Below are 12,867 nucleotides of genomic sequence, written 5' to 3'. Positions count from 1 at the left end.
AATGAACACCCTGCAGAGCGTCCCCACCCTCGGGGCGCACCCGGTTGCCGGTCCCAACCCGGGCCGCGCCGAGACCAGAGAGATGCTCGCCCGCGCGACATACGACCTGCTGGTGATCGGTGGCGGCATCCTGGGGACCTCGGTCGCCTGGCATGCCGCGCAGTCGGGACTGCGGGTGGCGATGGTGGACGCCGGCGACTTCGCCGGCGCCACCTCGTCCGCGTCCTCGAAGCTGGTTCACGGCGGTCTGCGCTACCTGCAGACCGGCTCCGTCAAGCTGGTCGCGGAGAACCACCACGAACGCCGGGTGCTGGCAAGGGACGTGGCACCGCACCTGGTCAACCCGCTCATCTTCCACCTGCCCGTCTACAAGGGCGGCCCGCACGGCGCGGCCAAGCTCGGCGCGGGCGTCTTCGCCTACTCGGCGCTCTCCGCGTTCGGGGACGGCGTCGGCAAGGTGATCTCCCCGGCCCGCGCGGCGGCCCAAAACCCCGGACTGCGGACCGAGAACCTCAAGTCGGTCGCGGTCTACGGCGACCACCAGATGAACGACTCCCGGGTCGCCGTGATGACGGTGCGCGCCGCGGTCGAGTCCGGAGCCGTGGTGCTCAACCACGCCGAGGTCACCGGCCTGCGGTTCACCCGGGGGCGGGTGACCGGCGCCGAGCTGGAGGACCGGCTGGGCGGCACCGCGTTCGGCGTGGACGCCCGGCTCGTCCTGAACGCCACCGGGCCCTGGGTAGACCACCTGCGCAAGCTGGAGGACCCCGGCGCCGACCCGAGCATCCGGCTCTCCAAGGGCGCCCACGTGGTGCTCCGGCGCAAGGCGCCCTGGCGGGCGGCCCTGGCCACCCCGATCGACAAGTACCGCATCACCTTCGCCCTCCCCTGGGAGGACCAGCTGATGCTCGGCACCACGGACGAGGTGTACGAGGGCGACCCGGCGAGGGTCGAGACGACCGAGTCCGATATCCGGCAGATCCTCGACGAGGCGGCGCTGTCGGTCCGGGACGAGCACCTCTCCCGCGACCTGATCACCTACGCGTTCGCGGGCCTGCGGGTACTGCCCGGCGGCCCCGGGGAAGTCGAGTCCGCGAAGCGGGAGACGGTCGTCTCCGAAGGCCGCGGCGGGATGCTGTCGGTGGCCGGCGGCAAGTGGACGACGTACCGGCACATCGGCCGGGCCGTCATGCACCGGCTGGCGAAGCTGCCCGGCGGACCCCTGAACGGGGACATGCAGCCGATCGCCCAACTCCCCCGCCGGGTGCCGCTGCCCGGGGTGGCCAACCCGAACGCCGTCGCGCACCGGCTCCTGGTCGACCAGGGCCCGGACGGGCCGGTCGGTCCCGAGACGGCCGCCCACCTCGCCTCGCACTACGGCTCGCTGTCCTTCGACATCGCGCGGCTCGTGCACGAGGATCCGTCACTCGGGGAGCGCATCCACCCCGACGGGCCGGAGATCCGGGCCCAGGTCGTGTACGCCCGGGACCACGAGTGGGCACGTACCGCGGACGACGTGCTGAGGCGCCGCACCACCCTGACGGTCCGGGGGCTCGACACCCCCGAGGTGCGCGCCTGGACCGAGGAGACGCTGGCGGGGCCGGAGGCCTGATCCGGCGGGGCCGGTCACTGCGGCGCGGCGGTCTTCCGGAGGCCGGCCCCCGGCCCTTCCACCCCGGCGCGCTCCTTCCGCCCGAACCTGGTCGTCCGAGTCACTCGAAGGAGTGATATTCGGAACGGGTGTGCACGGAGCGGGCCGCCCCCTGCCGGACGCGCACCGGCCCCTCCCCGGAAGGGGATGCCCCGTCAGGCGTGCGAGGGCTGCGGCGTGGGCACGGTCACGCCGTAGGCTGGGCCCGCACGCAAGACGAACGGCAGCCGGCGGGGCACAATCCCCGCGGGGCCTGGAAGGAGGCGCTGGGTGATCGAGCTCGAGGAGGTTCCCGAGCTGGTCGACCCGGTCATGGTGGCCGCGTTCGAAGGCTGGAACGACGCCGGCGACGCCGCCTCCGCCGCGGTCGCGCATCTGGACCGGGAATGGAAGGGAGAGGTCTTCGCCGCGCTGGACGCCGAGGACTACTACGACTTCCAGGTGAACCGGCCGCAGGTCTGGCTGGACGACGGAGTGCGCAAGGTCACCTGGCCCACGACCCGCTTGTCGGTGGTCAGAGTCGGCGGGGACAAACCGCGGGACCTGGTGCTGGTGCGCGGCACGGAACCGAGCATGCGCTGGCGCTCGTTCTGCAACGAGCTGCTGGGCTTCGCGCACGAGCTCGGGGTGGAGATGGTCGTGGTGCTCGGCGCGCTGCTCGGCGACACCCCGCACACCCGCCCGGTACCGGTCACCGGCATCACCTCGGACGCGGACCTCGCCCGGACGATGGGGCTGGAGGAGTCGCGCTACGAGGGCCCGACGGGCATCGTCGGCATCCTGCAGGAGGCCTGCGCCCACGCGGGGGTGCCGGCGGTGAGCCTGTGGGCCGCGGTGCCGCACTACGTCTCCCAGCCGCCGAATCCGAAGGCCACCCTCGCCCTGCTGAACCGGCTGGACGATCTGCTGGGAGTCCGTGTGCCCCTCGGGGAGCTGGCGGAGGACTCCCGGGCCTGGCAGGTCGGCGTGGACCAACTCGCGTCCGAGGACACCGAGGTGGCCGAGTACGTCCAGTCGCTGGAGGAGGCGAACGACACCGCCGAGCTCCCGGAGGCCTCCGGGGAGGCCATCGCCAAGGAGTTCGAACGCTATCTGCGGCGGCGAGATGTCCCCGGCGGCGGCGCGGCCGGCGGGAGTCACGCCACCGAGGGGCCGGTGGCCGGAGGCGGTCAGGATGCCGGCAACTACCTGCGGGAGACCGGCAGCGGCCGGACCCGCCCCCGGCGGCGCAAGCCGGGCAGCGGGGAGCACGGCAGCGCGGCCGGGCCACAGGAGACACCCGGGGAGCCCGGCGGCCCGGAGCGGCCGGAGGAACAGGGCCGCCGGGAGGGCCCGCCGGAGGAGACGGGCGGTTCCGAGGGCGGCGAGGCCTGACCGTCTCCCCGTGTGCGGGAAGCCGTCATGCGGGTGGTTGGCGACGGGAGGCGCGCTCCTGCCCGGCGGGCGGTGCGGGGGCGGCCGCCGCCCCCGCACCGCCCGCCGTCACAGAGCGATCCCCAGGAGGGCGTCGGCCGCCCGGGAAACTAGCCCGGGAGCGCCCTCGTCGGTGCCGCCCGCGGTGCGCTGGCGCTCCGCCCAGCGGTCGAGGGCGGCCAGCGCGGACGGCGTGTCGAGGTCGTCCGCCAGGGCGGCGCGCACCTCGTCGAGCATCTGCTCCGCGGGCGGCCCGTCCGGGCGGGAGACGGCGGCCCGCAACCGGGCCAGCCGCTCGGTGGCGGCGTCCAGATCGGCCGCGGTGTACTCCCAGTCCGCGCGGTAGTGGTGGGCCAGCAGGACGAGCCGGATCGCCGACGGGTCGACGCCGTCCCGGCGCAGCGCGGAGACGAAGACCAGATTGCCCTTGGACTTGGACATCTTCTCACCGTCGAGCCCGACCATGCCGGCGTGCACGTAGGCCTTGGCGAAGGAGTACTCCCCGGTGAGCGCCTGAGCGTGCGAGGCGCCCATCTCGTGGTGCGGGAAGGCCAGGTCCGACCCGCCGCCCTGGATGTCGAAGCCCATGCCCAGGTGCTCCAGCGCGATGGCCACGCACTCGATGTGCCAGCCGGGCCTCCCCGGGCCGAGGGAGCCCCCGTCCCAGTGCGGCTCGCCCTCGCGGGCGGCTGTCCAGAGCATCGGGTCGAGGGGGTTCTTCTTGCCGGGTCGCTCGGGATCGCCGCCGCGCTCCGCGGACAACTGCCGCATCGTTTCTGCGTCCAGCCCGGCGACGGCGCCGAAGTGCGGGTCGGCCTCGACGGAGAAATAGACGTCGCCGTCCAGTTCGTAGGCGGCGCCGGCGTCCCGCAGCCGCTCCACGAGCGGCACGATCCGGGGTATGGCCTCCACCGCGCCCACGTAGGCGCGCGGGGGCAGCATCCGCAGGGCGGTCATGTCCTCGCGGAACAGTGCGGTCTCCCGCTCGGCCAGGTCGGTCCACTTCTCGCCGGTGGCGGTGGCGCGCTCCAGCAGCGGATCGTCCACGTCGGTGACGTTCTGGACGTAGTGCACCTGCCGCTTGGTGTCGAGCCACACGCGCTGCACCAGGTCGAACGCGTTGTAGGTGGCCGCGTGCCCCAGATGGGTGGCGTCGTACGGCGTGATGCCGCAGACGTAGATACGGGCGACGGGACCGGGGGCGAGGGTCACGCGCTCGCCGGTCGCGGTGTCGTGAATCCTGAGGTCGCGGCCCTTGCCGGGCAGAGCGGGGACCTCGGAAGCGGGCCAGGCATGCATGACCACGAGCCTAACCGGACACGTGTTCCGGCCACGAACGGGACCTGGGCAGACGGCCGGATCAGCGCTCTTGCACGCCCGGCGGAACCGGAGTAAGGGACTCGCACGGAACGCTCCGGCGCAGTGGAGTCGCACGGGACGCTCGGGAGTCCGGCCGCCGGCCGGACCGGGGCAGCCTCGTGCGCGTCCTCCGCCCGAGCGGCGGAACAGGCCCGCCGGGCGGGAGCAGACCCGGGCCGGCCGGGCAGGACCAGTCAGACGGGCGGCCAGGGGATGGCGGGCCACTCGCCGCCCGGTGCCGGGTGCCGACCGGCAGCCAGCAGCGCTCCGGTGCGCCTGCGCAGCCCCGCCACCTCGGCCGAGGTCAGCAGCCCGGCCAGGCGGGCGGCCAGCGGCCCGCCCTCGATGAGGGCCGCGGCCAGCTCGCGCAGGGGCTCCAGCAGTGCGGCCGGGAGCTCCTCGCCGGCCCAGCCCCACAGCAGGGTGCGCAGCTTGTCGTCGGTGTGGAAAGTCACGCCGTGGTCGATCGCGTACAGCCGGCCGTCGGGCAGCGGCAGCAGGTGCCCGCCCTTGCGGTCGGCGTTGTTGATCACGGCGTCCAGCACCGCGACCCGGCGCAGCCGGGCGTCGTCGGCGTGCACCAGCAGCGCGGTCCGCTCGCCCGGGAAGTGCTCGTCCGCCTCGCCCTCGGTACGGCCACCGTCACCATCGCCGTCCGCGGACGCGCCGTCCGGCTCCTCCGCAGGGACAGCGACCAGCCCGACGGCCTTCCAACCGGGGCCGGGCTCCTCGGTCTCCACCACCGCCAGCAATCCGTCCGCAGCGGTGGGAGGCGGGGCGCCGGTGTCGGGAGTCGGCCCGACCCAGAGCTGGCACATCCCCTCGCCGTACGGGCCGTCGCGCAGCACGGTGGGCGGCACCAGGTCCCAGCCCAGCACACGGCAGACCTCGTACGCCGCCACCTCCCGCTCGGCCAGGGTGCCGTCGGGGAAGTCCCAGAGCGGTCGCTCCCCGGCGACGGGCTTGTACACGCAGGGCACGCTTTCGCCGCCCGCGCCGCCGACCGAGCCGTAGAGCACGGCGTTGGAGGCGCCGCCTATCCGGCCGAGGACCGCGAGCTCGCCGTGCGCGAGCAGTTCGGTGGGCTCGGCGGGTTTCACTCCGCCTCGCGGCGGTATCCGTTCTGGCGCGGACATACGTGTCCCTCCGGGTCGAGCGGCAGGCTGCACAGCGGGCAGGCCGGACGCCCGGCGTTCACGACCTCCATGGCCCGTTTGGCGAAGGCCCTCGCCATCGGCCCGGTCAGCCGCACGCGCAGCATCGGCGGCCCGTTCTCGTCGTCCTGGAGGAGCCGCTCCTCGGCCTCGGCGAGATCCTCGTCCGAATCCGCCTCGACCTCCACCAGGGCCTGCGCCTCGACGACCATCCGCTCGGTGTCGCCGTCCCAGGCCAGGGCCATCGTGCCGACCCGGAACTCCTCCTCGACCGGGCTCTCCAGCGCGTCGGCGTCGGTCAGCTCGGCCGGGGCGACCGCGGGGACGGGGGCGCTGCCCCCGGTGCGCCGGACGACCTCGTCGAGCAGTTCGTCGACCCGCTCGGCCAGCGCCTCGACCTGCGCCTTCTCCAGGGACACCGACGTGGTGCGGCTCCCCTCGGAGGCCTGGAGGTAGAAGGTCCGCCGTCCGGGCAGCCCGACCGTACCGGCGACGAATCGGTCCGGTGGGTCATAGAGGAAGACCTGACGGGACACGTCCTTGCTCCAACGGTTCGACGACGAAGGTCTATGGCACCTTACTGCCCGGACTGATCACCGCGCTCACGCGCCGCCCCCGACGGCGGCGTCCGCTCCTGCCGCCCTCCCCGGAACGGCAGCCGGATCGTTGCCCGGAGCCGCCAGCGCACGCAGGTCGCCGGTCTCTCCGAGCCGGAGCACGAAGGGGCGCAGCGGGGTGTAGCGGATGGCGGTGACGGAGCACGGCTCGACCGAGATCCGCTGGAAGAGGTCGAGGTGCATGCCCAGCGCGTCGGCCACCAGGGACTTGATCACGTCGCCGTGCGAGCACATCAGGTAGACGGCGTCCGGCCCGTGCTCGTCCTCGATACGGCCGTTCCAGTCCCGCACCGCCTCGACGGCCCGGTGCTGCATGTCCCGCATCGACTCGCCGCCGGGGAACCGGGCGGCGCTGGGGTGCTGCTGCACGGTGGCCATCAGCGGCTCGTCCCCGAGGTCGCCGAGCTTGCGCCCGGTCCACTCGCCGTAGTCGCACTCGTTGATGCGCTCCTCCACGACGAGGGGCAGCCCGGGCCTCATCCCCGCCAGCGGCGCCAGTGTACGGCGGCAGCGCAGGAGCGGACTGCGCACCGCGGCCGCCAGGGCGATCCCGTCCAGCCTGCCGGGCAGCGCCGCCGCCTGCGCGGCACCGTGCTCGTCCAGCTCCACGTGCGGGGTGCGGCCCGCGAGCAGGCCGGAGGTGTTGGCGAGGGAACGTCCGTGGCGGACCAGGAGCAGCGTCGGCATGCGGGCCAGCCTAGAGGCTGCGCGCCGACGGCCCGGAAGTGCTCCTCGATCCGGTTCCCCCGCGGGTTGGGGGTCGGGCGCGGCGGACGCGGGCACCGCGAGGCGTTCACCGGCCCCGGGGCAGACGCCCTCTCACCGCTGCACGGGCGGGCCGCACCAGGTGGCGAGGGCTGCCCGCAGCGCGGACGTGTCGGGCGCTCCGGCGGCGGCCCAGGCGACGTGCGGCGGCTGCCGCCACCTCGGCGTTGCCGCGCAGGTCGAGCAGGACGGGGCGAGCGGCGTGCAGAAGCGCGTGCCACACGGGTGGGGCCCCCGGACGCCTTCAGGGCGCCGTCGGGGACCCGACGGCCTGCCAGCACGTGGTCGTCCTCGACCGGGTACCGGATGTCCAACGCGGTGAGCATTCCGCGCAGGAACCGGTTGACGTCGTCGAACACCATGAGAGCACCGAACACCTCGCGCAGCGCATCCGTCTGCGGGCCGGGACGCACCAGGGCCGACTGTGCCCTGGTGTTCTGCAGTACGCGCTCGCCGACGGGGTGGCGCTCGGCGTGGTAGGTGTCCACCAGGCTCTCCGGCGCTCGTCCGCGTACCACCGAGGCGAGCTTCCAGCCGAGGTTGACCGCGTCCTGCACTCCCATGTTCAGCCCCTGCCCGCCGGCCGGGAAGTGGATGTGTGCCGCATCGCCCGCGAGCAGCACCCTGCCCTCCCGGTACCGGGAGGCCTGCCGAGCCGCGTCGTTGAACCGGGAGACCCACCGGGGGCTGTGCCTGCCGAAGTCGCTGCCCGCGACCCTGAGCAGCGAGTCCCGCAGCTGCTCGAACGTGACGGGCCGGTCGCGGTCCACCACCCGGTCGAACTCGGACACGATCACCCGGTACCAACCCGGCTCGAAGGCGATCGCCGAGTAGTCCCCGACCGGGGTGCGCCGCACCCAGACGTAGTCCTCCGGCAGATCGGGGAGTTCGACATCGCCGATCAGCGCGGTCATCGTCGCTTCGGTGCCGGGGAAGCCGATGCCCGCCAGCTTGCGCACCGTGCTCCGCCCGCCGTCGCAACCGACGAGGTAGCGGGCACGCAGCATCGCGGAGTCCGGCCCGGGCCGGCCCAGCTCGACCGTCACTCCGCCCTCGTCCTGGCGCACTCCGCCCACCTCGGACGATCTGAGCACGCGCACCCCGAGCTCGGATGCCCGTTCCTCCAGCAGCCGCTCGATGGCGGACTGCAGGATCATCAGCGGGTAGGGGTGTCGGGATTCGGACGCGTCGAAGTCGAGATAGAGCCCGGAGAAGTGGCCCACCGGCTGCAGTGCGCCCTCCGCCAGGAAGCGCTCCAGGATCCCGCGCTGGTCCAGCAACTCCAGCGTGCGGGAGTGGATTCCGCCGGCGCGCGACTCCCCGGAACGCTGCGCGAGCCGCTCGACCACCGTCACCTCGACACCCGCCAGCCGCAGTTCGCAAGCGAGCATCAGACCTGTCGGCCCGGCGCCCGCGATCACCATCTCCGCGTCCATGCCGGTGAACCCCACGTCGTACCTCCTCGTTGCCCTGCGCTTCCACGCCGGTCGGACCGTCGTCACGTTGGCGGGCCGCGCTCTCGCCGGTCAAGGAGCGCCGATATCGGGACGGGACAGGCCGCGCCGGGCTTGCCCCGTCCCGCCGGCGGGACGAACCTCGCAGGCGGCTCCCACCGGACGAAGCGGCCGCTCACCGGCCGGAAGCCGAACCGCGGCTGAGTCCTCCGGAGTCGAGAGCCGCCCCGCCGTCGGCGGCGGCAGGTTGCGGCGCCGCCCGAACGGGAGCCCTGCTCCTCGCACCGAACAGTGCCGCCCTGCGGGGCGGCGGGATGAATGATTCGGCCCGCCGAAGTTTCCGCTGCCCACGCTCGGCCTTCGTAGATTTGGACCCATGCCGTGATTACTGACCACCGAGAGGTGTGATGTCCGGGTGTTCGTTCCCACCCACTACCGCGAACCGGACGGTTCGTGGATGGCCGACCTGATGCGAGAAAATCCGCTGGCCCTGGCGGTGACCGACGGCGGCGCCGGTGACGGCCCCTTCGCCACGCATCTCCCCGTTGTCCCGGACCCCGGAACGACCGGTGACTGGCCCAACGGGCTGAAGGGCGCCACGCTGCTCGGGCACATGAACCGGGCCAATCCTCACTGGCGGGCCCTGGAGACGGGAGGCGTCGTGCTGCTGGCCTTCACCGGGCCCCACGCGTACGTCTCACCGACCGTGTACGAGGTGACACCGGCTGCACCGACATGGAACTTCACCTCGGTGCACGTACGCGGTGTCGTGGACAGGATCGACTCTCCCGAGGAGACGCTCGACGTCGTACGGACCACGGCACTGGTCTACGAGGCCCGGTTCGGCGCCGGCTGGGACCAGGCCGCATCGCTCGACTACTTCCGGCGGATCGTGCCCGCCGTCGGCGCGTTCCGGATCGCGGTGACCAGCGCCGAGGGCATGTTCAAACTCAGCCAGGAGCAGCCCGCCGAGGTCCGCGAACGGGTGCACAGGTCCTTCAGCGGTCGCGAGTGCGGCCGGCACCGTGACACCGCCGCGCTCATGGAACGGCTGCCGCGGACGGGGGCCGAACCACCGGTGGGGAGGTGAGGGGTCCCGACTGCCCGAACAGCCCGCTGCGGCCCGGCTCCGTTCGGAACCGGGCCGCAGGTCGAGCTCTCCTCACCCGATCACGCACTGCTGCCGACCGGCCCGGGCCAGGCCGCGGCCGGGTTGTTCCGTGATGTTCTCCAGGAGCACTCCGGCCGCGCTGTCAAGCGTGGCGAGTACCCACTGGTCGAGCTCGACCCCCGAGTGTGCAGCAGCCTCGTGCCACCACTGGAGCTGGTCAGCTGGGACGGCCAACTGCCGCGTCGCCTCGGCCCGGGGCGCCTCCTCCCCCTCGCGCGCCACGCGCATCGCCCTGCGCAGCTGCTTGGTGCTCCACCCCCGCTGCCCGGCCCGGTCGAGCCAGCGCTCCTGCTCCGCCACCGGGAGGGAGGCAAGTTCGGCGTGGTGCTGGAAGCTCAGCCCGGCCCGCCGCCGCGACACCTCGAACCGGCGGGACACCCAGGCGTAGTTCCGCAGCGTCTGGTAGCGGAGACCGACGGCGCGGACACCCCGCTCGTACCTGTCGCTGTAGTGGTCCTTCCCGTACACCAGCCAGTCCCCGAGCCACCAGGAGGAGGAGTTGACGATTCCGGAGAGCTGGCACCCGGCGGATTCCCAGCTCTCGAAGGACATCCGGGCCGGCAGCTGCAGACCGACCCGCGTGGTGAGCACCTGGCTCCGCCGACGCTCTTCGGTGGCGCCTCCGCCCTGCCGCGGAACCGTCTCCGCGCTTCTTCGGGAAATCCCGGAGTTCGTTGTGCCGGATCTCGACATGACCAGTCCATCCCCCGTCCGAATCGGCCCTGCTCCCGCTGATCAGCGGAAGCAGACGCCTTACCCGGTGTGATCCTCACGTCCGGTGACGTGATGTACCGGTTGGAGCCCGGCTGAGAGCCCCAAGGCCCCAGGACCCAGGACCCAGTCACTCGAACGGAGAAGGGACATGAGCGACATCGAAAGCCGTATCACTGCCACCATGCTGGCCAAACTGCGGGAGCGCGACCCGTCACTGGGGCCCGACGACCTCGCCCGGCCGCTCGCCGACCTCGACTCCCTCGACCTGGTCGAGCTGCATCAGCAGTTGGAGCGGGAGCTCCAGCTCAAGGGCGAGCTGTCGGACACGGCGGGCTTCGCGTTCCCGGCCGACTTCAGCAGCTACTTCGCGAAGCTGGCGAACCGGGAATGAGCGCGGGGATCGTCGACATCGCCACCGCGAAGCCGGGCCGGGCGATCGGCAACGACCACTTCGCGTCGATCGGCCTCACGGACGAGTGGATCCGGCGCCGCAGCGGCATCGCGTCGCGGACCTGGCTGTCCGACGAGACCCCGCTGGCGGAGGTCGCGGCGGAGGCCTGCGCACCGCTCGTGACCCGGATGGCCGACCCGTCCTCGATCGGCGCCCTGGTCGTCGTGAGCACTTCGGTGCGGCAGCGCGTCCCGGGCATCGCACAGAAGGTGGCACACCTCGTCGGGCTGGGCCCTGCGGTGCTGGCGTTCGACATGAACGCCGCCTGCTGCGGCTTCGTCTACGGGCTGGTCACCGGGCTCTCCCTCTGCGAGAGCGCGCAGGCGCGGTCGGTCCTGGTGTGCTCGGTGGAGGCCATGTCCCGGCTGGTGGACCGCACGGACCGGCAGACGGCGTGCCTCTTCGCCGACGGTTCCGCCGCCGTTCTACTGGAGGACCGCGCGGAGTTCGCGGGTTTCCGCCAGGTCGCGGGCTGCGACGGCTCGCAGGAGGGGCTCATGCAGGAGACCGGGACAGGTGGCATCAAACTCGACGGGGCACAGGTGTACGACCGTGCCGTACGCAGGATGTCGGAGTCGGCGCAGAGACTCTTCGATCACGGGCCCGCGCCGACCGTCCTGGTCGGCCATCAGGCGAACGGCCGCATTCTGGAGCAGGTCCGCGGCTTCACCGCCCCTCTCGACGTGCCCTTCGTGAACCGCATCGAGAACTCCGGCAACACCTCGTCCGCCTCCATCCCGCTGGCTTTCGCCGAGGAGTTGGACGCCTGTTCCCTCCCCGCCGCGGGCCGGCTCGGGGCCGTGGCATACGGCGCGGGCGAGGCGTGGGGCGGTGTCGCGGTGGACTACCGGGTGCCGTCCGGCACGACCCGCTGACCGCCCCGGTGAGCGGAACCGCACTCGATCGCAGGAGGTTGTCATCTACTCACCGGAAGCCTGGGTTCTGCACTCCGGTGCGAGGGCCGGACGGCACGAGGGCGGGCCCGGCGGCGCGCTGCGACGCGAGCGCTTCGCCTTCGGCCCTCTGGAGGAGGGCGAGGCGCTCGTCGAGCCGATCCTCGGCTCCTGGGAGGCCAACGTCGACCACGCGCTGGCGCGATCACCGATCGACGTGTGCAGCAGCCGCGGTGAGGACGCCGTGGTGCTCGGCAATCTGGGCGTGGTGCGTGTGCTCGCGGTGAACGGGAGGAACCACGACGTCCGCGTGCGGGAGGGGGATCTGTGCCTGCTCCTGCCGTTCGGCAGGACCGACCGCTTCGGCTACGCCGAGCTCGCCCACGCCTACGACGCTCCCGGCACCATCGGCCTGCTGGCCGGGCGGTCGAAGATGGACGCACGGCTGCTGCTGCCGGTGCCGGACGGCACGCCGCATGCGCTGGCCCAGTGGGCCACGTACGGTCGGTACTTCACGGCCTGGGACAACTGGCAGAAGGCGCACAGCTGTTGGCGGACGCAGGTCGCAGAGGACGATCCGGCGGACCATCTGGTGTTCGGGTGGGGCGGCGGCGTGGCGTTCGCCGAGCTGATGCTGGCCAGACGGGCCGGATTCCGGGTGGCCATGACGGCGGGCTCGGACGCACGTGTCGCCTTTCTCCGGGAGAACGGCATCACCGCGGTGGATCGCCGCCGGTTCCCCGGCCTCTCGCTGCCCACCCGGCGGGAACAGACCGACCGGGACCGCCATCAGCGGCGCCGGGCGTCGGTCGCGGCCTTCCGGAACGTGATCGACGACCTCAGCGGCGGTCACGGGGTGGCGGTCTTCGTGGACAACATCGGCGAGCCCCTGTACGACGTCACCCTGGCGTCCCTGGCCCGTGAGGGTGTGGTCACCACGTGCGGGTGGAAGGCAGGGATGCGCCTGGCCCACCTGCGCGGCACCGAGTGCATCAGCCGGCACATCCAGGTGAACACGCACGTGTGGCGGCTGCCGGACTCGCCGGGGATCCGGGATTTCCAGGAGGCCGAGGGCTGGATCGCGCCGGAGGGGTCGGAGGTGGTCTACGACTTCGACCGGGTGCCCGAACTGGCCGACGACTACGCGAACGGCAGGATCGGTTCGTACTTCCCGATGTACCGCGTGAACCCGCTCTGACCGCCCCGGCACGGTGTCGGCTTTGCG

At 72.7% G+C, this 12,867-nt stretch carries 11 protein-coding genes and 1 pseudogene; 6 read left to right on the top strand and 6 right to left on the bottom strand.

Annotation, left to right across the window (positions count from 1 at the left end; genetic code table 11):
• Position 1 precedes the first annotated feature (1 nt).
• Together H300_RS0122010 and H300_RS28655 are read left to right on the top strand one after the other, a co-directional pair.
• Complete coding sequence (locus tag H300_RS0122010) at positions 2-1,612, top strand: glycerol-3-phosphate dehydrogenase/oxidase (RefSeq protein ID WP_028429101.1); 1,611 nt, start codon at positions 2-4, stop codon at positions 1,610-1,612.
• 309 nt (positions 1,613-1,921) lie between these two features.
• Complete coding sequence (locus tag H300_RS28655) at positions 1,922-3,025, top strand: PAC2 family protein (RefSeq protein WP_078516227.1); 1,104 nt, start codon at positions 1,922-1,924, stop codon at positions 3,023-3,025.
• A gap of 108 nt (positions 3,026-3,133) precedes the next feature.
• Here the strand turns inward: H300_RS28655 and mshC are convergent, their stop codons facing one another.
• The 5 genes and pseudogenes from mshC to H300_RS32770 all read right to left on the bottom strand — a co-directional run.
• Positions 3,134-4,363 (bottom strand): cysteine--1-D-myo-inosityl 2-amino-2-deoxy-alpha-D-glucopyranoside ligase, encoded by a 1,230-nt coding sequence (mshC, locus tag H300_RS0122000; RefSeq protein ID WP_028429100.1) that lies wholly within the window; start codon positions 4,361-4,363, stop codon positions 3,134-3,136.
• Positions 4,364-4,617: 254 nt separating this feature from the next.
• Positions 4,618-5,559: an SCO1664 family protein gene (locus H300_RS0121995; protein ID WP_028429099.1), complete on the bottom strand. Its 942-nt coding sequence runs from the start codon at positions 5,557-5,559 to the stop codon at positions 4,618-4,620.
• The gene (locus H300_RS0121990; protein ID WP_028429098.1) at positions 5,520-6,113 is read right to left on the bottom strand and encodes a DUF3090 domain-containing protein; all 594 of its coding nucleotides are present in this window, start codon (positions 6,111-6,113) and stop codon (positions 5,520-5,522) included. Before H300_RS0121990 ends, H300_RS0121995 begins: the two co-directional genes overlap by 40 nt.
• A 66-nt stretch (positions 6,114-6,179) precedes the next feature.
• Positions 6,180-6,881, bottom strand: coding sequence for a histidine phosphatase family protein (locus H300_RS0121985; RefSeq protein ID WP_028429097.1), 702 nt, complete (start codon positions 6,879-6,881; stop codon positions 6,180-6,182).
• A 569-nt stretch (positions 6,882-7,450) separates the two neighbouring features.
• Positions 7,451-8,350 (bottom strand): annotated as a pseudogene (locus tag H300_RS32770) (FAD-dependent monooxygenase); the annotation flags it as partial.
• Between the two features lie 478 nt (positions 8,351-8,828).
• On the opposite strand from H300_RS32770, the gene H300_RS0121975 reads away from it, so the two are divergent.
• Positions 8,829-9,503: an FMN-binding negative transcriptional regulator gene (locus H300_RS0121975; protein WP_028429096.1), complete on the top strand. Its 675-nt coding sequence runs from the start codon at positions 8,829-8,831 to the stop codon at positions 9,501-9,503.
• 72 nt (positions 9,504-9,575) lie between these two features.
• On the opposite strand, the gene H300_RS29585 is transcribed toward H300_RS0121975, so the two are convergent.
• The gene (locus H300_RS29585; RefSeq protein WP_199779243.1) at positions 9,576-10,175 is read right to left on the bottom strand and encodes an LmbU family transcriptional regulator; all 600 of its coding nucleotides are present in this window, start codon (positions 10,173-10,175) and stop codon (positions 9,576-9,578) included.
• A gap of 271 nt (positions 10,176-10,446) precedes the next feature.
• Between H300_RS29585 and H300_RS0121965 the strand changes: the two genes are divergently transcribed.
• Genes H300_RS0121965 through H300_RS0121955 form a run of 3 tightly spaced genes read left to right on the top strand, consistent with a single transcriptional unit; the run spans position 10,447 to position 12,840 of the window.
• Entirely contained in the window at positions 10,447-10,689 is a 243-nt protein-coding gene (locus tag H300_RS0121965; protein WP_028429094.1) for an acyl carrier protein, read from the top strand.
• Positions 10,686-11,624 carry a ketoacyl-ACP synthase III gene (locus tag H300_RS0121960; RefSeq protein WP_028429093.1) on the top strand — a complete coding sequence of 313 codons (939 nt, stop codon included), beginning with the start codon at positions 10,686-10,688 and terminating at the stop codon, positions 11,622-11,624. Before H300_RS0121965 ends, H300_RS0121960 begins: the two co-directional genes overlap by 4 nt.
• Positions 11,581-12,840, top strand: a complete 1,260-nt coding sequence (locus H300_RS0121955; RefSeq protein WP_486584006.1) for a zinc-binding alcohol dehydrogenase family protein — start codon at positions 11,581-11,583, stop codon at positions 12,838-12,840. Before H300_RS0121960 ends, H300_RS0121955 begins: the two co-directional genes overlap by 44 nt.
• Positions 12,841-12,867: the final 27 nt, after the last annotated feature.

The sequence above is a fragment of the Streptomyces sp. TAA040 genome, assembly GCF_000424845.1.
The sequence above is the reverse complement of the archived record's forward strand: the minus strand, read 5'-3'. Positions and strand labels throughout refer to the sequence as shown.

Excerpts from the sequence above, each read along its gene's own strand:
- H300_RS0122010 (WP_028429101.1), top strand. The coding sequence starts at position 2 with ATGAACACCCTGCAGAGCGTCCCCACCCTCGGGGCGCACCCGGTTGCC.
- mshC (WP_028429100.1), bottom strand. The coding sequence starts at position 4,363 with ATGCATGCCTGGCCCGCTTCCGAGGTCCCCGCTCTGCCCGGCAAGGGC.
- H300_RS0121995 (WP_028429099.1), bottom strand. The coding sequence starts at position 5,559 with ATGTCCGCGCCAGAACGGATACCGCCGCGAGGCGGAGTGAAACCCGCC.
- H300_RS0121985 (WP_028429097.1), bottom strand. The coding sequence starts at position 6,881 with ATGCCGACGCTGCTCCTGGTCCGCCACGGACGTTCCCTCGCCAACACC.
- H300_RS0121965 (WP_028429094.1), top strand. The coding sequence starts at position 10,447 with ATGAGCGACATCGAAAGCCGTATCACTGCCACCATGCTGGCCAAACTG.
- H300_RS0121960 (WP_028429093.1), top strand. The coding sequence starts at position 10,686 with ATGAGCGCGGGGATCGTCGACATCGCCACCGCGAAGCCGGGCCGGGCG.